The 18,872-nt window shown below is 71.9% G+C and carries 14 protein-coding genes, 1 tRNA gene and 3 pseudogenes; 7 read left to right on the forward strand and 11 right to left on the reverse strand.

Annotation, left to right across the window (positions count from 1 at the left end):
* Positions 1-125 precede the first annotated feature (125 nt).
* Positions 126-259 (reverse strand): annotated as a pseudogene (locus HOY81_RS27740) (transposase); the annotation flags it as partial.
* Between the two features lie 218 nt (positions 260-477).
* Here HOY81_RS27740 and repSA point away from each other — a divergent pair.
* The 3 genes and pseudogenes from repSA to xerC all read left to right on the forward strand — a co-directional run.
* A pseudogene (gene repSA / locus HOY81_RS16920) lies at positions 478-1,713 on the forward strand (replication initiator protein RepSA); the annotation flags it as partial.
* Complete coding sequence (locus HOY81_RS16925; protein ID WP_237321264.1) at positions 1,710-1,898, forward strand: helix-turn-helix domain-containing protein; 189 nt, start codon at positions 1,710-1,712, stop codon at positions 1,896-1,898. The pseudogene repSA and the gene HOY81_RS16925, both read left to right, overlap by 4 nt.
* A pseudogene (gene xerC, locus HOY81_RS16930) lies at positions 1,898-3,048 on the forward strand (tyrosine recombinase XerC). The gene HOY81_RS16925 and the pseudogene xerC overlap by 1 nt, the downstream one beginning before the upstream one ends.
* Positions 3,049-3,117: 69 nt before the next feature.
* Here the strand turns inward: xerC and HOY81_RS16935 are convergent.
* Positions 3,118-3,192, reverse strand: a tRNA-Val gene (locus HOY81_RS16935).
* A gap of 216 nt (positions 3,193-3,408) precedes the next feature.
* Between HOY81_RS16935 and HOY81_RS16940 the strand changes: the two genes are divergently transcribed.
* Together HOY81_RS16940 and HOY81_RS16945 are read left to right on the forward strand one after the other, a co-directional pair.
* Complete coding sequence (locus tag HOY81_RS16940; protein WP_237321301.1) at positions 3,409-4,665, forward strand: hypothetical protein; 1,257 nt, start codon at positions 3,409-3,411, stop codon at positions 4,663-4,665.
* A gap of 47 nt (positions 4,666-4,712) precedes the next feature.
* Positions 4,713-4,946: a zinc ribbon domain-containing protein gene (locus tag HOY81_RS16945; protein ID WP_237321265.1), complete on the forward strand. Its 234-nt coding sequence runs from the start codon at positions 4,713-4,715 to the stop codon at positions 4,944-4,946.
* A gap of 221 nt (positions 4,947-5,167) precedes the next feature.
* Here HOY81_RS16945 and HOY81_RS16950 read toward each other — a convergent pair whose 3' ends face one another.
* From HOY81_RS16950 to HOY81_RS16960, 3 genes are read right to left on the reverse strand one after another with little or no spacing between them, the layout of a single operon-like run.
* The gene (locus HOY81_RS16950) at positions 5,168-5,992 is read right to left on the reverse strand and encodes an HAD family hydrolase (RefSeq protein ID WP_237321266.1); all 825 of its coding nucleotides are present in this window, start codon (positions 5,990-5,992) and stop codon (positions 5,168-5,170) included.
* Positions 5,989-8,685 carry a phosphoribosyltransferase gene (locus tag HOY81_RS16955; protein WP_237321267.1) on the reverse strand — a complete coding sequence of 899 codons (2,697 nt, stop codon included), beginning with the start codon at positions 8,683-8,685 and terminating at the stop codon, positions 5,989-5,991. The genes HOY81_RS16950 and HOY81_RS16955 overlap by 4 nt, the downstream gene beginning before the upstream one ends.
* 40 nt (positions 8,686-8,725) lie before the next feature.
* Entirely contained in the window at positions 8,726-9,910 is a 1,185-nt protein-coding gene (locus tag HOY81_RS16960; protein ID WP_237321268.1) for an HpcH/HpaI aldolase/citrate lyase family protein, read from the reverse strand.
* 197 nt (positions 9,911-10,107) lie between these two features.
* Here HOY81_RS16960 and HOY81_RS16965 point away from each other — a divergent pair, with 197 nt between their 5' ends.
* Entirely contained in the window at positions 10,108-11,094 is a 987-nt protein-coding gene (locus HOY81_RS16965) for a TerD family protein (RefSeq protein ID WP_237321269.1), read from the forward strand.
* Positions 11,095-11,156: 62 nt separating this feature from the next.
* Here the strand turns inward: HOY81_RS16965 and HOY81_RS16970 are convergent, their stop codons facing one another.
* The 6 genes from HOY81_RS16970 to HOY81_RS16995 form a co-directional block, all read right to left on the reverse strand.
* Positions 11,157-11,903 carry a Tellurium resistance gene (locus HOY81_RS16970; RefSeq protein ID WP_237321270.1) on the reverse strand — a complete coding sequence of 249 codons (747 nt, stop codon included), beginning with the start codon at positions 11,901-11,903 and terminating at the stop codon, positions 11,157-11,159.
* Between the two features lie 138 nt (positions 11,904-12,041).
* Positions 12,042-13,196: a DUF475 domain-containing protein gene (locus HOY81_RS16975; RefSeq protein ID WP_237321271.1), complete on the reverse strand. Its 1,155-nt coding sequence runs from the start codon at positions 13,194-13,196 to the stop codon at positions 12,042-12,044.
* A gap of 34 nt (positions 13,197-13,230) precedes the next feature.
* Positions 13,231-13,809: a TerD family protein gene (locus HOY81_RS16980; protein ID WP_237321272.1), complete on the reverse strand. Its 579-nt coding sequence runs from the start codon at positions 13,807-13,809 to the stop codon at positions 13,231-13,233.
* Between the two features lie 128 nt (positions 13,810-13,937).
* Positions 13,938-14,513: a TerD family protein gene (locus HOY81_RS16985; protein ID WP_237321273.1), complete on the reverse strand. Its 576-nt coding sequence runs from the start codon at positions 14,511-14,513 to the stop codon at positions 13,938-13,940.
* Between the two features lie 131 nt (positions 14,514-14,644).
* The gene (locus tag HOY81_RS16990) at positions 14,645-15,106 is read right to left on the reverse strand and encodes a peroxiredoxin (RefSeq protein WP_237321274.1); all 462 of its coding nucleotides are present in this window, start codon (positions 15,104-15,106) and stop codon (positions 14,645-14,647) included.
* Positions 15,107-15,277: 171 nt separating this feature from the next.
* Positions 15,278-15,718, reverse strand: a complete 441-nt coding sequence (locus HOY81_RS16995; RefSeq protein WP_237321275.1) for a DUF3052 domain-containing protein — start codon at positions 15,716-15,718, stop codon at positions 15,278-15,280.
* Positions 15,719-16,122: 404 nt separating this feature from the next.
* Between HOY81_RS16995 and aceE the strand changes: the two genes are divergently transcribed.
* Positions 16,123-18,855 carry a pyruvate dehydrogenase (acetyl-transferring), homodimeric type gene (gene aceE / locus HOY81_RS17000; RefSeq protein ID WP_237321276.1) on the forward strand — a complete coding sequence of 911 codons (2,733 nt, stop codon included), beginning with the start codon at positions 16,123-16,125 and terminating at the stop codon, positions 18,853-18,855.
* Positions 18,856-18,872: the final 17 nt, after the last annotated feature.

Below are 18,872 nucleotides of genomic sequence, written 5' to 3' on the forward strand. Positions count from 1 at the left end.
TGATCTTGGTCGTGAACCCGTCTACCAGGAGCTTCTTCACGTCCGGACACCGCCCTCCAGTCCAACTACCCGCCCAGCCCGACAGGTTGGAAAACGCTCAGTATCTGACGGTGACAGTAGCCCTCGGGCTGCCCGCCCCGCCCCAGAAGCCAGGCCGGCACCGGCAGCAGCGGCCGCACCACCGCCCACTCCGCGTCCGTCATGTCAGAGGGATACCGGCGCACCCGCTCCGGCTGATCAGCCGCGTTGCCGTACACATGCGCGAGACAATCACACGATGGAGCAGCCGAGTTGAACCGGACGTACTCGGACGCGTACAACAACGACAACAGGGCCTCCCGGCATTGCTCGGTTGGATTCGCATCTCCGAGCTACCGAGAGGCCCTGCCTTCATGCGCCCACCGCCCGAAGATCACCCCAGCGGGAAACCTGCTCGACCCCCACGTTCCATGAACGGTTGAGAAACGGCTTCTCACCAAAGACCACACCACCGGGGAGACGCTGCACCACTACACCACCGAGCACGAGCCCGGCGGCCGCCTCCGCGTCGCCTGCGGCAACCGGCGGGCCTCCCGCTGCCCGGCCTGCGCCCGCACCTACGCCGCCGACACCTGGCACCTCATCCGCGTCGGCCTCGCCGGAGACGACCGCTGCAGCATCCCCGCCACCGTCCGGGACCACCCGCGCGTCTTCCTCACCCTCACCGCCCCCAGCTTCGGCCCCGTCCACAACCGCCCCGACTCCGGCCGCTGCCGCTGCGGCACCCGCCACCCCACCGACGACCCCGCCCTCGGCACACCGCTGGACCCCGACAGCTACGACTACGCCGGGGCGGTGCTGTTCAACAACCACGCCGGACAGCTCTGGCAGCGCTTCACCACCCGGCTGCGCCGCGAGATCGCCCACCGCGCCGGGATCACCCAACGGGAGCTGCGGGAGGTCTGCCGGGTCTCCTACGGCAAGGTCGCCGAGTTCCAGAAGCGCGGCGCCATCCACTTCCACGCCGTGATCCGTCTCGACGGGCCCGACGGACCCGCCTCCCCGCCGCCGTCCTGGGCCCGGCTCACCCTCCTGGACGACGCCATCCGCGCCGCCGTCCGGCACGGCTACACCTCGGTCACCGTTCCCGCCGCCGACGGCCAGCCCGCCCGCACCCTGCGGTGGGGCGCTCAGCTCGACGTGCGGCCCGTGAAGGCGTTCGGGGACGGCTCGGAACTGACCGAGCAAGCCGTGGCCTCCTACGTCGCCAAGTACGCCACCAAAGCGGCCGAAACCACCGGCACCCCGGACCGGCGCATCGGGGAGATGGCCGAGCTCGACCGGCACGACGTGCCCGAGCACACCCGCCGCCTCATCGAGGCCTGCAAAGACCTCGACCCGGTCTACCCCGACCGGCGGCTGTGGGCCTGGGCACACATGCTCGGCTTCCGCGGCCACTTCTCCACCAAGTCGCGCCGCTACTCCACCACCCTCGGCGCACTCCGCCAGGCACGCGCCGACTACCGCGCCGCCGAGCAAGCCGCCGCCCTCGGCCTGGACGACACCGAGCCGGACACCGTCCTCGTCCTCGCGGACTGGCAGTACGCCGGGCACGGCCACACCCCCGGCGAATCCGCCCTCGCCGCCGGTATCGCACGGGACCTCCAACTCAACCGCGACACCGCACGCGAAGAACTGCAAGACCTCCGCGCACAGGGAGGGGACAACCAGTGACCACCGCGACTGAGGAACTGCTGACCGTGCCGGAGGTCATGCGACGGCTCAAGCTCGGCCGCTCCACGGTCTACGGCCTGATCCGCTCGCGCCGACTCGCCTCGCTCACCATTGGCCGGTCCCGGCGCATCCCGGAGAGCGCCGTTCGCGACTTCATCGCCCACGAACTGGAGGAAGCTGCCTGATGGCCAGTCAGCGCAAGCGCAACCCAAATGGTGGCACCATCACCCGCCGGAAGGACGGGCGGTTCCAGGCTGCCGTCTACGTGCTCCAGCCGGACGGCACGCGTGCCCGGAAGTTCGCCTACGGCAAGACCTGGGCCGATTGCGACGCCAAGCGCCGTGAGCTTCTGGCCAAGGTGGACACCGGTGTGCCGGTGCCGACCCGTTCGGCCAAGCTCGCCGACTGGCTTCCTTACTGGCTCGACCACATCATCAAGCCTCGCCGCGAGCCGACCACCGCCGCCAAGTACGACGTACACGTGCGGCTCTACCTGGTGCCCATGCTCGGGGCCAAGCGGCTGGAGTCGCTGACCGTCGGCGACGTGCGGCGCTTCCTGGCTCGGTTGGAGAAGCAGACCACTGCTGCCACCGCGCGGGAGTCGCACAAGGTCCTGCGGTCGGCGCTCTCCGCTGCCTGCCGCGAGGAACTGATCACGAGGAACGTCGTGACGCTGGTGGAGCCGCCGAAGGTCGACGCGCGCGACCTGTCGCCGTGGTCGCTGGACGAGACGTTGACCCTTCTTTCCGCTGCGCGCGGTGACGCGCTGTACGCGCCTTCGTCCTGGCGATCGCCCTCGGTTTCCGGCGGGGTGAGATCGTCGGTCTGCGCTGGCAGGACGTCGACCTGGAGGCGCGAGAGATCCGGGTCCGTAAGCAGCGGCAGCGGGTCCGTGGGGAGCTGTACGAGGACGATCCGAAGGGGCGCCGCCGCCGTCAGACGCTCCCTCTTCCCGCGATGTGCGTCGCTCCCCTGCGCTGTCAGCGGCTGAGGCAGTCGGCGTTGCGCGAGCGGGCCGGCCAGGACTGGCAGGAGTCGGGGCACGTCTTCACCACCCGCACCGGCCGGCCGATCGAGCCGCGCAACCTGTACCGGTCCTTCACCCGGGTCGCCGCGAACGCCGGGCTCCGGGTGATCCGGCTGCACGACGCCCGGCACGGCTGCGCGACGCTGCTGACGGCCGCAGGGGTGCCGCCGCGGGTGGTGATGGAGATCCTGGGCCACTCGCAGATCGCCATCACGATGAACACCTACGCGCATGTCGTACAGGACACCCAGCGGGAGGCCGTGAGCCACATGGACCGGCTGCTCAGGAGGCGCCCCGACCGCGACTGACCGTCGCCGTTGATGTCAGCCCTGGATGTCAAAGACCCCCGGCCGTGATCGGTCGGGGGTCTTCGGTGCTGGTGGGCGCAACTGGGATCGAACCAGTGACATCTGCCTTGTAAGGGCAGCGCTCTACCGCTGAGCTATGCGCCCGGGATGAGGATGGGCCCACAGACTACCCTGTCGCCCTCGTCCGGGCGCAATCGCGGCGGGGGCCACAGGGGGGCGGCGCGGACGCGCGGCCCGTACGTGCGGTGGTCGGGAAGGTGCGGCGCGGGGACGGAACGGCTCGTGTGTTCGTTAGGCCCTGGTGGGACAATGTTCCTTCGGTCGAGTGGCTGCGGCGCACGGGGAGAGGATTCTGTGAGCATGAACGGCGGCGGCACCCGCAGGTGGGGATGGGGCGGAGGCCGTGCCGAGAGCAAGCGTGCCGACGCGCAGGCCGCGAAGGACGCCGCAGCCGCCGCCTTCTACGAGCTCGACACGGCCCAGCGTGACCTGCGGATCTCCATCGAGACGATCACCGCCGTGGACGACTCCCCGGCGGGCCGCCGGGCGGCGGCCGACTTCGCGGAGTTCGGGACCCGGATCGACCAGGTCAGTCATGCGTACATCTCCGTGGTGGACGCCCACGACCTGGACCGGGACGATCTGGACGCGCAGACCGCCGGGCGCGCCCGGGCCGAGCTGGAGCGGGTCCGGGGGGACCTGGAGCGGGTGAAGGGGGAACTGGACCGGTTCGCCCAGGGGCTCGGGCCGCTGCTGGAGAAGGCCGAAACGCAGCTCGCGCGGCTGGCGCCGGCGGTCGAGCGGGCACGGCAGGCGCTGCTGGCGGCGACGCACGCGCTGGACGCGGCACGGTCGTCGGGGCTCACCGCCGACGATCTCGCGGCGCGGCTGGCAGCCCTCTCCCCCGAGCTGACCCGGCTCAACGAGGGCGCCGGGCGGCACGGCGTGCAGGAGACGCTGCACCGCGCCGACCAGGTCGTACGGGAGGCGGAGGCGGTCCGCGGCGAGGCCGAGCGACTGCCGGAGCGGGCCGCCGAGACGGACAAGCGGCTCTCCTCGCTGCGCACCCGCGCCCAGGCCCTGCACACCCGGGCCGGGAAGGTGGAGCCGGTGCTGAGCGAGCTGCGGCGCCGGTTCAGCGCCGCCTGCTGGGAGGACCTGCAGGGGGTCCCGGAGGAGGCCGTACGGACGGTGCGGCAGGCAGAGGACAAGCTGCGCGAGGCGCAGAAGGCGCGGGACGAGCAGCGCTGGGCCGACGCCACCGCGCTGCTGTCGACCGTACGGGCGCTGCTGAACACCACGGACGAGGCGGTCAAGGCGGCGAGCGACCGGCTCCAGCGGCTCAACGAGGTGAGCTTCGACCACACCGCGGAGGTGGAACGGGTGCGGTTCGCGATCCGCGACGCGCAGCGGCTGGCGATGGCCGGGCGCAGCACCCCCGACCCACGGCACGCCGGGCCGCTGGACCGCTCCGTGGAGCGGGTGGACCGTGCGGTCGAGGGGCTCTCGGGGCGGCATCCGGACTACTGGCACTTCGTGACCGAGCTGGACGCCGTCCGGGAGACCGTGCAGGGCGTCGTCGACCGGATCCGGCAGGAGCGGGCCGCCGGGCGGTGAGCCGCCAGGCGGCCGGGCCACGGAACGCGCGGCGCTATGCTGCGGGCATGCCACGCTACGAGTACCGCTGCCGCGAGTGCGGCGCCACCTTCGAGCTGCGCCGGCCGATGGCGCAGTCGGGAGCGCCCGCGCCCTGCCCCGAGGGGCACCAGGACACGGTGAAGCTGCTGTCGACGGTCGCCGTCGGCGGGGCGGCGAGCGCCCCGGGCGCCGGGGCCGCGCCGGCCCCGGGAGGGGCCGGTGGCGGTGGCGGGTGCTGCGGGGGCGGCTGCTGCGGCTGACGACCCGCGGCGCCGCTGTCAGCACGGGCGCCGCTCAGGGCGGCTCGGGCGCCGTTCTCAGCCGCCCAGGCACCGCTCGGGCAACCGCCCAGGCCGTCGCTCAGGCGCCGCTGTCAGCACGGGCGTGCTCAGAGCGGGGTCAGGGCGGCGCCGCTCTCCACGTCACTCAGTCGTCGCTCAGGCACCGTTCCCAGCGCCGCTCAGTCGTCGCGCAGCGCCGCTCAGGCGCCGCCGGCCGCCGCGCGGGCGCGGGCCTCGGCGAGGATGCGCTCCCCGGCCGCGGCCCCGCGTTCGGGCAGCGCCACGATGTGGGGCGCCTCCCAGCCGCTGTCCGCCAGCTCGCCGTGGCCGGGGCGCCAGCCGTGCCCGGCGGCGTCCAGCAGGTCGGCGTCGAGCAGGGAGTCCCCGGCGGCCCAGATCCGCTCGCTGCCGGTGCGCCGCGCGATCTCGGCGACGGCGGCGCTCTTGGTGAGCGGCCGCGGGACGGCGTACACCTTGCGGCCCTGCACGGAGACGGTCCAGCCGCGTGGCGCGGCCCAGTCGGCGAGCTCCTTGGCCCAGGTGTCGGGCAGCCGGTCCCGGTCGACGACGAGGTAGGCGAAGAGTTCCTCCGCGACCCGCTCCTTGAGCAGCCAGGACGGGTCGGCGGTGGCCCGGAGGCGGGCGCGCACCTCGTCCAGCGGCGCGCACTCCGCCAGCCTGCGGCGCACCCGCGCGTGCCACTCCGGGTCGGACTTGCCGTCGACCAGCAGGTGGCCGCCGTTGGCGCAGACGGCGTAGCGGGCGGGCGGCCCGGGGAGCCGGATGCGCCCGTACTGCTCCCGGGTGCGGGTGGTGGTGGGGACGAAGACCGTGTCCGCGGCGACCTCGGTGAGCAGCGCGGCGGCGGTCTCGGTGAGGTAGGAGAGCGGCCGGCTCTCGTACACCTCGACGCAGAGCAGCCGTGGCGCCTCCCGGTCGGGCCCGGTGAGGCCGAGGGCGGCGGCGGAGTAGATCAGCGTGCGGTCGAGGTCGCTGGCGAAGAGGGCGGGGGCTGCTGAGGTCACCGGGCTGCCTTTCCGTCGGCGCCGGTGGCGCCCCTGGTGTAGCGGGGATGGATGAGGCCGACGCAGCGGTACGGGAGGTCGTCGGTCTCCTCGACGGGGACGCCGCGCTGCTCGGCGAGGAGCCGTACGTGGTCCAGCTCGGGCCCGGCGTCGCGGCGGGCCAGCACGCGCCAGGGGACGCGGCGGAGCATCACCCGGGTGGTCTCCCCGACGCCGGGCTTGACCAGGTTGACGTCGCCGATGCCGTACTCCTCGCTGATCCGTTCGACCGCCCGCCACCCGTCCCAGGTGGGCGTGCGGTCCGCGCTGAGCAGGACGGTCGCCTCGGCGGCGGCCTCGGCGCGGACCTCGTCGAAGCGGGCGGTGACGGTGTCCAGGAAGTGCGCGGAGAGGTCGGCCGCGGCGAGCTCGCGGTAGCACTTGGCGCCGTGGAAGTCGTGCGGGCCGACCAGGTCGGCGCGGAGCACCGTACGGGAGACCAGTCCGGAGACGGTGGAGTTGAGGCAGGCGGAGGGGATCAGGAAGTCCTCGCGGGTGCCGTAGGTCCGCACGCAGCCGCCGGGGTCGGCGAGGACCGCGATCTCGGGGTGGAAGGCGGGCCAGGGGGCGAGGGCCTCGGCCAGTTCCCGGGTGATGGCGCCCTTGCCGGTCCAGCCGTCGACGAAGACGACGCCGGCGGGGTCGTGGTGGGCGGCGAGGTAGCGCAGGGCCGTGGTGTCGATGCCGCGCCCCCGCACGATGGAGAGGGTGTAGTGCGGGAGGTCCAGGCCGTGCAGGTGCCGGGCCCAGCGGCGCATCAGCACCCCGACGGGCGTGCCGGCACGGGCCAGCGAGGCCAGCACGACGCCGTGGCCGCGCTCGGCGAGCACGGTCTCGGTGACGGTGCCGACGGCGCGGGCCAGGCGTACGGCCGAGGCGTCCAGGGCGCTGTGGAAGAGGCGCTGGTAGGCGGCGTCGGGCTGGTACTCGACGGGGAGCGACTCGGCGTAGTGGGCGCCGCCGCGCTGGATGGCCTCCTCGCGCTCCTCGGTGGGGGCCTCCAGGTGTACGTCGGAGAGGTCCTGGAGCAGCCAGCCGACCTCGTCGGGGCCGTAGGAGGAGAAGGCGGGCCCGCGCAGCGGGCGGGGCAGCGGGACGTGGGACGGGACGGTGGCCAGCAGCACGGCGCCGGTGTGCGGGGCGAGCCGGTCCAGCAGGCCGCCGGGGGCGTGCAGCGCGGGGGTGTCGGCGGCGGAGTCGGCGACGACGAGGACGGCGTCGAAGCGGCGGTCCGGATCGGTGCCGGGCGCGACGTTGTAGGCGTAGCGCGGGCCGGGGCCGTCCGCGGGGTCGTCGTGTGCGGGGAAGGTGAGCCGGGTGCGGATGGCGTAGCCGGGGTCGTCGACGGGCAGCACCGGCGAGCGGGTGGTGGTGGAGAAGCGGACCTGTGCGGTGTCGCCGAGCTGCTCCTGGAGTGCGCGGGCGAGGCGCAGCGGCACGTACATCAGTTCCTCGCAGCCGAGTACCAGCAGCCGGGGCGTAGGCGCCGGGGCGCCGCCGGGGGGCGGCGGGCCGTCCCGGAGGGCCGCGCCGGGCAGCGCCCCGGCCTCCCGGAGGGCTGCGGCGAGCCGGCCGGCCAGCTCCGGGAGCGCGGCGTCGAGGCGGGCCTGGTGGCCGGGGGTGAAGCCGTGCCGGCCGCCGTCGGGGAGACCTGCGGGCCAGGGCAGCGCGATGCGGTGCGGGGCGCGGGCGGGCCGCGCGTCCGGGGGCGTGTGCGTCTCCGCCGGTTGAACGGCGGCAGCGTCCCGGTCCGGGTCCGTACCGAGCGCACCCGTCCCGGCCGCGTCGTCCACGGCCGGCTCCTGCCCGGGTGCGTCCTGCCCGCCGGCGCACTCCGCGGCGGTACCGGCGGCACCGGCCGACTCGGCGGCGCGGGCGGCGGGTTCGTGACGGCGCACCAGCGCCCGGCCACGCTCCAGCACGTCCTCCGGCAGCCGTACGCCGCCGGAGGCCAGTGCGACGACGTCGATACGGGCGCCCAGCTCGGCGGCGCACTTCTCCAGCCGGGCCCGGTCCGCCGGGGAACGCATGTCGACGAGCGCGACCACCACGTACCGCTGCCGGGGGTGGCTCCGGTGCAGCCCGCGCAGGGTGTTGCGGACGGTGTTGCCGGTGGAGAACTCGTCGTCGACCAGGACCAGCGGCCCGTCGCCGGCGAGCAGTTCCGGGTCCTCGGGCAGCAGCAGATGCCCGGTGGCGTGGCTGTGCGACTCCTCGAAGGCGCCGGCCGTCGCGACGGAACGCACCTCGCGCCGCGTCGAATGCAGGTAGGGCACCCCGCCCAGCCCCTCGGCCACGCAGTGGCCCAGACCCGTCGCGGTCTCGGCGTAGCCGAGCACCACGGCGCCGGGCGCCTCCTCGCCGAGGAGCGCGCGGACGCGCCGGCCGAGTCCGGTGCCCGCGTCGTGCACCACCCGCGGGTCCTGCGGCACGTGCTTGCCGAGCACCCGGGAGACGAGGAGATGCGCCCGCCGGGGGTTGTCGCGGACGGCGAGTCCGAGGAGTCCCCGGAGCTCGTGCGCCTCGCCGGTCAGTCCGACGCCCAGTTCCCGGGTGACCCAGGCGCCGGGCCATGCGGTGCCGTCCGCCCGCTGCCGCTCGTCCACGTGCTGCTCCACTCCGTCCGCCGTCCCCTCGGCCGTTCGTCCGCTCATGCGTCCCCGTCCGTCCTCGCGCCCGTCCGGCGCCCTGCGCTCACGACAGCCCCGCCGCCAGCAGGTCCACGAACCCGACGCCCTCCCGTGCGACGCCGAAGACCTCGCCGCGCAGCAGGGTGCGTTCGGCCCACGCGCGGTGCGGCTTCACCTCGTTCATCTTGTTGGTGTACGAGGAACGCAGCACCCCTCCGTCGTTCCGCTCGGGCCGCAGGATGTCCGAGGCGTCGCTGAACTCCTCGTGCGAGACGACGGAGAGGGCGTGCACCGGCGCCACGTGCGAGGGATGGATGCAGGTCTTGCCGAGCAGGCCGTTGGCCCGGTCCAGCTCGATCTCCCGCAGCAGCCCGTCCATGTCGTGCTCGATGAGCGCGGTGCGCAGCCGCTCGGCGTGACCGCTGAGGAAGGGGCTGCGGCGGAGCTGCGGCTTGAACATGCGTTCCTGCAGCCGGAAGTACTCCCAGACCGGGCCGGTCACCGTGAAGCCGGTGCCGTCGGCGCGGCCGAGCACGTTCACCACGTCGCCGATGACCGAGGCGACGAGTTGCACGTCGTACGCGGTCATCTCGGGTGTGCGGCGCAGTCCGTAGGCGGAGCAGAAGTCGGTGACCCCCAGGCGGAGGGCCAGCACGCGGTCGCGGTACTTGTCCACGGCGCGGGCGATGCCCGCGAGGGTGCCTGCCCGGGACTCCAGGTGCAGCAGCTCGGGCGATTCCAGCACCGGCATGGCCAGCAGCCGCCGCCCGGTGGCCGCCTCGGCGGCGGTGAGCGCCTCCAGGAAGGGCACGCCGCTCTCCTCGGTGAACTTGGGCAGGACGAAGCCGGTGAGCAGCCGCCCCGCGTCGCCCATCCGGGCCGCCAGGTCGGGGATCTGCTCCGGGCGCCGTACCCGGACGAAGAGCAGCGGCAGCCCCGCACCGGGGTCCGCGCCGCCGCGGCCGGGGGCCGCGGCGAGCTCGGTGAACTGCCGCACCAGGTTGTCCTCGGCAGCGGCCACGTCCGAGTCGCCGATGGAGTCCTCCAGGCAGAGCACCATGGAGACCACGCCGCGCCGGGCCTGCTTGCGCACATCGGCGGCGAGATACGGGCGGGTGGCGGGGCTGTAGAGCGTCGCGCCGAGCGCCGCACCGAGCGTCCGGAGCGAGGACTCCGGACCGAATGCGGCGGGTTCGCGGTGGAAGAGCGTGCGCCGGACGTCGGGCGTGAGGTGCGCGAAATGCCGCATGTGTGACCCGTCTCCCCGTTCGTACCTGCCCCCGGCCCGCCCACCGAGGGGCGAGTTCCGGCCGCTCATCGTACGTTCGAAAGGGGGGCGGAAGTTCCCCCGGACCGTGAATTGCGGGTTACCTGCGGGTAGACGTACGGGCTCGCGCACACGCCCCGCATTGTCCCCGCGAACCGCCGGAAGGCAGGATTGAGGACATGACCCACGCGATGCTGAAGGGCTCGAACATTCCACTGGAGGCCTCGGCCGTGCGCGCCGTGCTCCACTGGTCGCCGGGGCCGTCCGGCGTACCGGACGTGGACGCCTCGGCCCTGCTGCTGGGCGAGGACGGCCGCGTCCGCTCGGACGACGATTTCGTCTTCTACAACCAGCCGCGGCACCCGTCCGGCCTGGTCGGCCACTGCTCCAAGCAGCAGGCCGCGGACGGCGCCCTGACGGACGCCGTGGAGGCGGAGCTGGCCGGGCTGGACGCCTCGGTGACGCGGGTGCTGCTCGCCGCCTCGGCCGACGGCGGCACCTTCAGCGAGGTCACGGGGTTGCGGCTGACGCTGCACGACGTCGCGGGCGGGACACTGGCGGTCTTCGAGATCGTCCCGGAGACCGGCGCGGAGACGGCGCTGCTCTGCGGGGAGCTGTACCGCCGTGGTGAGGGCTGGAAGTTCCGCGCCCTGGGCCAGGGGTACGACACCGGGCTGATCGGGCTGGCGACCGAGTTCGGGATCTCGGTGGAGGAAGGCGGAGAGGCCGCCGGCAGCGGTGCCGCGGGGGCCGGTGCGCCCGCCGGGACGGTGCCCGAGCCGCCGTCCGAGCCGGACTTCCCCGAGCCCTCCCCGGTACCGGAACCCCGCCCCGAGCCGCATCCGGAGCCCGAGCCCCACCCCACGCCGCCCGGACCGGGGCCGGTACCGCCCGGACCGGAGCCGGTGCCGCCGGGGCCCGCACCGGAGCCGCCGGGCCCGGAGCCACAGCCGGAGCCCGCGGGGGCCGGCGCGTTCTCGGTGCCGGACGACCAGGCCACCCAGCCGGTGCACACGCTCCCGCAGTACCCGCCGGCGGCCCCGCCCGCCTACGGCTACCCGCAGCCGGTGCACACCGCGTCGTCCCCGCCCCCGGTCCCGGCCGGGGGCCCGGCTCCGGAGGGTGACGGCCTGCCGCCGCAGGGCCCGCAGTTCCTGGGCGGCTGAATCACGCCGGTCTTCCGGGGGGCGCGGCCGCGGTGCGCGGGCGGGGCGGGACCGGGTGCCGCTCAGATCCGGCCGGCCTTGGTGGCCCGGCCCCACTGGAGGCCCCAGCCGTAGAGCCGGTCCAGTTCGGACTGGAAGCCGTAGACGTAGCGGGCCTCGCGGCGCACCACCAGCTCGTTCTTCTCGTGCTCGATCAGCAGCACGGCGCAGGAGCGGGCCTGCGGTGCACGCTCGTGGAGGCCGACCTCGATCCGGGCGCCGTTGCTCGGGACGACGGAGACCACGGCCTGGGCGCGGTCGAAGGCCGGGGTGTTGTCGTAGATGTAGACGAAGACGAGCAGCCGCCTGATCTCGTCCTTGTGGTCGAGATTGACGTACATCGTCTCGCCCGAGGGAGCCCCGAACCGGTCGTCGCCGGTCAGCTTGACGTACGGCGCGGCGTTGAAGTCGCCGAGGAAGTTGCCCAGCGGCTGGACGACGCCGCGGGTGCCGTCGGTGAGTTCGTACATGCACGCCAGGTCGAGGTCGACGCTGACCACGCCCCGGGTGTGGGCCTGCACCACCTCGGGCTTGAAGGCGCGCAGGGGATGCCGCAGGGAGCCGCGGCGTGAGCGCTCCTCCAGGTCGGAACTGCGCATCCGCCAGGACAGGTTGATCTGCATGCTGCCGGTGTCCGCGCCCTGCCGGGTCAGGGACACCGAGGAGTTGCGCCGGGTCAGCTCCGTGGCATAGGTGGCCGGACCGCCGACGGTGTCGAACTTCGGCCCTCTGCCCAGACCCCGCCGCCAGTTCTCCCAGAGGGAGACCATCTCGCACCCCCACACACACGTCTCGCCACCAGTCCCACGGCGGGGCGGCGACGAGTCGGGACTCGTCGCCGCCCCGCTGAGAGCGTTCCGCAATCGGGCAGCGCTGACACGCCGGTTATCGGTCGATCCCCTTCCGGATCAGACTCCGGAGGAGACCTCCGGTTTGGCTGCCGTGTCTCCCTCGCCGCCGTCTCCGCCGCCGGACTCCAGCGCGCGGTTACGCCGGACGGAGGCCCAGAAGGAGGCCGCGATGAGGGCGACACCGATGAGACCGGTGATCACCTCGTGGATCTGGTACTGGATGGTGATCAGCAGGATCGCCGCGAGGGCGCCGATCGCGTAGTGCGCGCCGTGCTCCAGGTAGACGTAGTCGTCGAGGGTGCCCTGGCGGACCAGGTAGACCGTGAGAGAACGGACGTACATCGCGCCGATGCCCAGGCCCAGAGCCATCCAGAAGATGTGGTTGGTGATGGCGAAGGCGCCGATGACGCCGTCGAAGGAGAAGGACGCGTCCAGCACCTCCAGGTAGAGGAACATGAAGAACGCGGCCTTGCCGGCCAGCCCGACCACACTCGGGTCCTTGCCCGCCCGGCGCGCCGCCTCCTCGGCCTCCTCCTCGCGCTCCTCCTCTTCCTCGATCTTGTCCTCGAAGTGTCCGGAGAGTCCGCCGACGAGGAGATAGGTGATGAGGCCGGCGATGCCGGAGAGCATCACGGTGCCGCTCTTGTCCGCGTGCTCACCGCCGAACTGGTGGGCGTGGGTGGCGAAGGTCATCGCCGTGACCAGCAGCACGACCAGGGCGATGAGCACGGGCAGCATGTCCACCCGGCCGAGCCGGGCGAGCGGGCGCTCGATCCAGGGGATCCACTTGTGCTCCCGCTCCTCCAGGATGAAGTTGAGGAAGATCATCAACAGGAACATGCCACCGAAGGCGGCGATCGCCGGGTGGGCGTCCGTGACGAGCTGCTCGTAGCGGTCCGGGTTGTCGAGTGCGACCTGCACCGCCTCGATCGGCCCGACCTTGGCGCTGATGGCGACGATGACGACCGGGAAGACCAGTCGCATTCCGAAGACCGCGATCAGGATGCCGATGGTCAGGAAGATCTTCTGCCAGAAGGCGTTCATCTTCTTCAGGACACCGGCGTTCACCACCGCGTTGTCGAAGGACAACGAGATCTCCAGGACGGAGAGGATCGCCACCACGGCGAATCCCTCCCACCCCCAGAAGTACGCGGCCGCGGCCAGGCCCAGGGCGGTGACGCCGAAGGACCAGCCGAAGGTTTTCAGAACCACTGGCTACCCAATCTCTTCTCGCTTGTGGCGCGCTTTACGAAACGTTGACCCCGAAGTCTAGGGCGATGCCCCGGAGTCCCGATGCGTACCCCTGACCGACTGCACGGAACTTCCACTCCCCGCCGTGCCGGTACAGCTCTCCGAAGATCATCGCCGTCTCGGAGGAGGCGTCCTCGGTCAGGTCGTAGCGGGCCAGCTCCTGGCCGTCGTCCTCGTTGACGACCCGGATGTACGCGTCGGTGACCTGGCCGAACGTCTGGTGCCGGGCCTCCGCCTCGTAGATCGACACGGGAAAGACGATGGCGTCGACCCGGCCGGGCACCAGCGAGAGATCCACCAGCACCGTCTCGTCGTCGCCGGCACCCGTGCCGCCCACCAGCTCGTCGCCGGTGTGCTCGACCGAGCCCTCCGGGCTCTTGAGGTTGTTGTAGAAGACGAAGTACTCGTCCCCGAGCACCCGGCCGCCCCCGCAGAGCAGAGCGCTGGCGTCCAGGTCGAAGGCCGCCCCCGTGGTCGAGCGCGCCTTCCAGCCCAGACCGATCTGGACCCGGGTCAGGTTCGGTGCGGCCTTGCTGAGGGAGACGTTGCCCCCCTTGGCGAGCGTGACGCCCATGTTCTCTTCCTCTCCCCGATGTGATGCGCCCAGTGTGCCGACGGGCGCGGCGCCGCACACTTCACCGACCGGGAAGCGTGCGGCGCCGCGCCTTTGCCGAGATCAGGTCGTTCCGCGAGCGGAACGCGTCAGACGTTGACGCCGAAGTCCTGCGCGATGCCGCGCAGGCCCGAGGCGTACCCCTGACCGATGGCACGGAACTTCCACTCCGAACCGTGCCGGTAGAGCTCGCCGAAGACCATGGCGGTCTCGGTCGAGGCGTCCTCGCTCAGGTCGTAGCGGGCCAGCTCGTTGTTGTCGGCCTGGTTCACCACGCGGATGTAGGCGTTGCGGACCTGGCCGAAGCTCTGCTGGCGGGTCTCGGCCTCGTAGATGGAGACCGGGAAGACGATCTTGTCCACGTCGCCGGGAACGCCCGCGAGGTTCACCTTGATGACCTCGTCGTCGCCCTCGCCCTCGCCCGTGAGGTTGTCGCCGGTGTGCTCGACGGCGCCGTCCGGGCTCTTGAGGTTGTTGAAGAAGACGAAGTTCTGGTCGTTGGTGACCTTGCCCTCGGCGTTCGCCAGCAGGGCGCTGGCGTCGAGGTCGAAGTCGCTTCCGGTGGTGGTACGGGCGTCCCAGCCCAGACCGACGATCACGGCGGTCAGGCCGGGGGCTTCCTTGGTCAGCGAGACGTTGCCGCCCTTGCTGAGGCTGACTCCCACGAGTCCTCCTGAGAATTGTTCGTGAGGAGCACTGCGTGCCCCCGTCGTATCGGATGTATCGGATCCCGACGGATCAACGTCTGAATCCTAGTGAGCGGTTCCCCGGCTCTCACCGGGTCGGCCCGGGGACATCAGAGGGACTGCAGCGCCTTGGCGTAGTCGTTCAGGTCGCGGGCGTCCGGCAGGCCGTTCACGACGGTCCAGCGGATCACGCCCTCCTTGTCGATGATGAAGGTGCCGCGCACCGCGCAGCCCTTCTCCTCGTCGAAGACGCCGTACGCCCGGGAGGTCTCGCCGTGCGGCCAGAAGTCGGAGAGCAGCGGGTAGTCCAGATTCTCCTGCTCGGCGAAGACCCGCAGCGAGAAGGGCGCGTCGTTGGAGACCGCCAGGAGCTGCACGTCGTCGTTGACGAAGGTCGGCAGCTCGTCACGGAGGGCGCAGAGCTCTCCGGTGCACACGCCCGTGAAGGCGAAGGGGTAGAAGAGCAGGACCACGTTCTTGCGGCCCTTGTAGTCGGCCAGCGAGATCGCCTCGCCGTGCTGGTTCTTCAGAGTGAAGTCCGGGGCCTTCGTGCCGGCCTCGAGAGCCTCCATGGATTCGCATCCCCTCGGTCGCGGTGGGTGACGCGCCCAGCCTACGCACCGCAGGGGGCCCACAACGACGTGTCCCCGGCAGCCGTGGCCGCCGGGGACACCGGCTCCGGACGCACGGCGGTTGCGGGCCGCCCGGGGCGTACGCCCCGGAGCCCGTGCCGCCGCCGGCGCTCAGCGCTTGCCGGACTTCGCCGCCTTGGGCGTGACCAGGCGGGAGCCCGTCCAGTCCTTGCCCGCGTTCACATTGCTCGTCTGTGCGAGGCCTGCCGTCTTCGCGGCCTCACCGATCTCGCTCGCCTCGACGTAGCCGGGGCGCCCCGTCTTGGGCGTCAGCAGCCAGACCGGCGCGCCCTCGTCGATCATCATGGTGGCGTCCACCAGCGCGTCCGTCAGATCGCCGTCCTCCTCGCGGAACCACAGCACCACGGCGTCGGCCACGTCGTCATGGTCCTCGTCGACGAGCTCCGTGCCCGTGACGGCCTCGATTCCCTCACGGAGTGCCTGCTCGGCGTCGTCGTCGTAACCGAGCTCCTGGACCACCTGCCCGGGCTGGAAACCCAGCCTTGCGGCGGGGTTGGTCCGCTCCTCCGCGTGGTCCGCGGTCGCGCTCACGGATTGCCTCCTGTCATGTCCGGTATGGGAACCGTCCCACGCGTGCGCGGGACGCTGGCCGTAGTCCACACGGGCGGGACGGATCGCGCAAGTACCCGGCCCTCTGTCCCGCACAAACGTTGACGTCTCCTCCCACAATGCATGATCCCCGGTGCTTCGCACCACAGCCTTCCGCCGGTGAGGTGGCCGCCCGGAAGGCCGTCCAGGGGGCAGCGGCACACCGGGCCCTTCGGGCGTAGGGTGGAAATTCGGGCCGCACCCCTCCGCCCCGGCCACAGGGCCCGTGCAGGGCTGCGCGAGGGCCGGCGGTTACCCCTCGGTAGAGGTGACGTATCCGCGGCAGCGGTACACGATGGAGGCGCGCGACACCGTCCGTACTCAAGACCGAACAGTGAAGGAAAAGCGTGGCTTCCGGATCCGATCGCACCCCGATCATCATTGGCGGCCTGCCCAGCCAGGTCCCGGACTTCGATCCCGAGGAGACCCAGGAATGGCTCGACTCGCTCGACGCGGCCGTCGACGAGCGAGGCCGGGAGCGTGCCCGCTACCTCATGCTCCGGCTCATCGAGCGCGCCCGTGAGAAGCGCGTGGCCGTGCCGGAGATGCGCAGCACGGACTACGTCAACACCATCGCGACCAGGGATGAGCCCTTCTTCCCCGGCAACGAGGAGATCGAGCGGAAGATCCTCAACGCCACCCGCTGGAACGCGGCCGTGATGGTCTCCCGCGCACAGCGCCCCGGCATCGGGGTGGGCGGCCACATCGCGACCTTCGCCTCCTCGGCCTCGCTGTACGACGTGGGCTTCAACCACTTCTTCCGCGGCAAGGACGACGGCAAGGGCGGTGACCAGGTCTTCTTCCAGGGACACGCCTCCCCGGGCATCTATGCCCGGGCCTTTCTGCTGGACCGGCTCACCGAGCAGCAGCTCGACGGCTTCCGCCAGGAGAAGTCCACCCATCCGAACGGCCTGTCGAGTTATCCGCATCCGCGGTCCATGCCGGACTTCTGGGAGTTCCCCACCGTCTCCATGGGACTGGGCCCGATCGGTGCCATCTACCAGGCGCGGATGAACCGCTACATGGAGGCCCGCGGCCTCGCCGACACCTCCGACTCGCACGTGTGGGCCTTCCTCGGCGACGGGGAGATGGACGAGCCGGAGTCGTTGGGCCAGCTCTCCATCGCGGCCCGGGAGGGCCTGGACAATCTGACCTTCGTGGTCAACTGCAACCTCCAGCGGCTGGACGGGCCGGTGCGCGGCAACGGGAAGATCATCCAGGAGCTGGAGTCGGCCTTCCGCGGCGCCGGCTGGAACGTGATCAAGGTCGTCTGGGACCGCTCCTGGGACCCGCTGCTCGCCCAGGACCGGGACGGCGTGCTGGTGAACAAGCTGAACACCACCCCGGACGGTCAGTTCCAGACGTACGCGACCGAGTCCGGCGCCTACATCCGCAACCACTTCTTCGGCGGGGACCAGCGGCTCCGCGCGATGGTCGAGGACATGACCGACGACCGGATCCTCCACCTCGGGCGGGGCGGCCACGACCACCGCAAGGTGTACGCGGCGTACAAGGCGGCCAAGGAGCACAAGGGACAGCCCACCGTGATCCTGGCCCAGACCGTGAAGGGCTGGACGCTCGGGCCGAACTTCGAGGGCCGCAACGCCACACACCAGATGAAGAAGCTGACCGTGGAGGACCTCAAGCACTTCCGCGACCGGCTCCACCTGCCCATCCCGGACAAGGAGCTGGAGTCGGGCCTGCCGCCCTACTACCACCCGGGCCGGGAGTCCGAGGAGATCCAGTACATGCACGACCGCCGCCGGGAGTGCGGGGGCTACGTGCCCACCCGAGTGGTCCGTGCCACACCGCTGCCGCAGCCGGACGACCGGACCTATGCGGCGGTCAAGAAGGGGTCCGGCCAGCAGCAGATCGCGACCACGATGGCCTTCGTGCGCCTGCTGAAGGACCTGATGCGGGACAAGGAGATCGGCAAGCGCTTCGTGCTGATCGCCCCCGACGAGTACCGCACCTTCGGCATGGACTCCTTCTTCCCCTCGGCAAAGATCTACAACCCGCTGGGCCAGACGTACGAGTCGGTGGACCGGGAGCTGCTGCTCGCCTACAAGGAGTCGCCGAACGGGCAGATGCTGCACGACGGCATCTCGGAGGCGGGGTGCACCGCCTCGCTGATCGCGGCCGGCTCCGCATACGCCACGCACGGCGAGCCACTGATCCCGATCTATGTCTTCTACTCGATGTTCGGTTTCCAGCGCACCGGCGACCAGTTCTGGCAGATGGCCGACCAGCTCGCCCGCGGCTTCGTGCTGGGCGCGACCGCCGGGCGCACGACACTGACCGGCGAGGGCCTTCAGCACGCGGACGGGCACTCCCAGCTCCTGGCCTCGACCAACCCGGCCTGCGTCGCCTACGACCCGGCCTTCGCCTTCGAGATCGCGCACATCGTCAAGGACGGGCTGCGCCGCATGTACGGCGAGAACAGCGAGGACGTCTTCTACTACCTCACCGTCTACAACGAGCCGATCCACCAGCCCACGGAGCCGGAGAACGTCGACGTCGAGGGCATCCTCCAGGGCCTGTACCGCTACCGGGAGGGCGAGCAGGGCACACACGCCGCGCACATCCTGGCCTCCGGGGTGGCGATGCCCTGGGCGCTGGAGGCGCAGCGGATCCTCGCCGAGGAGTGGGACGTCCGGGCGGACGTCTGGTCGGCGACGTCCTGGAACGAGCTGCGCCGGGAGGCGGTGGCGGTCGAGGAGCACAACCTGCTGCACCCCGAGGAGGAGCAGGGCGTCCCCTATGTCACGCGAAAGCTCCAGGACACCGACGGGCCCAAGGTGGCCGTCTCGGACTGGATGCGCAGTGTGCCGGACCAGATCGCCCGCTGGGTGCCCGGCACCTACCAGTCGCTGGGCGCGGACGGCTTCGGCTTCGCCGACACCCGCGGCGCCGCGCGGCGCTTCTTCCACATCGATGCCGAGTCGATCGTCCTGGGCGTGCTGACCGAGCTGGCGCGTGAGGGCAAGATCGACCGCTCGGCGCTGAAGCAGGCGCTGGACCGCTACCAGCTTCTGGACGTGGCCGCGGCGGATCCGGGGGCGGCCGGCGGCGACGCCTGACGTCCCGGGCGCGGTGC

This window comes from Streptomyces sp. JJ36, from assembly GCF_021696945.1.
GTDB lineage: Bacteria > Actinomycetota > Actinomycetes > Streptomycetales > Streptomycetaceae > Streptomyces.

What these genes read in the sequence shown, in the direction of transcription:
- HOY81_RS16990 (WP_237321274.1), bottom strand. Translation starts at nt 15,106, where the DNA reads ATGGAGGCTCTCGAGGCCGGCACGAAGGCCCCGGACTTCACTCTGAAG.
- HOY81_RS16960 (WP_237321268.1), bottom strand. Translation starts at nt 9,910, where the DNA reads ATGCGGCATTTCGCGCACCTCACGCCCGACGTCCGGCGCACGCTCTTC.
- HOY81_RS16955 (WP_237321267.1), bottom strand. Translation starts at nt 8,685, where the DNA reads ATGAGCGGACGAACGGCCGAGGGGACGGCGGACGGAGTGGAGCAGCAC.
- HOY81_RS16940 (WP_237321301.1), top strand. Translation starts at nt 3,409, where the DNA reads ATGAACGGCGGCGGCACCCGCAGGTGGGGATGGGGCGGAGGCCGTGCC.
- HOY81_RS16980 (WP_237321272.1), bottom strand. Translation starts at nt 13,809, where the DNA reads ATGGGCGTCACGCTCGCCAAGGGGGGCAACGTCTCCCTCAGCAAGGCC.
- HOY81_RS16970 (WP_237321270.1), bottom strand. Translation starts at nt 11,903, where the DNA reads ATGGTCTCCCTCTGGGAGAACTGGCGGCGGGGTCTGGGCAGAGGGCCG.
- HOY81_RS16965 (WP_237321269.1), top strand. Translation starts at nt 10,108, where the DNA reads ATGACCCACGCGATGCTGAAGGGCTCGAACATTCCACTGGAGGCCTCG.
- HOY81_RS16945 (WP_237321265.1), top strand. Translation starts at nt 4,713, where the DNA reads ATGCCACGCTACGAGTACCGCTGCCGCGAGTGCGGCGCCACCTTCGAG.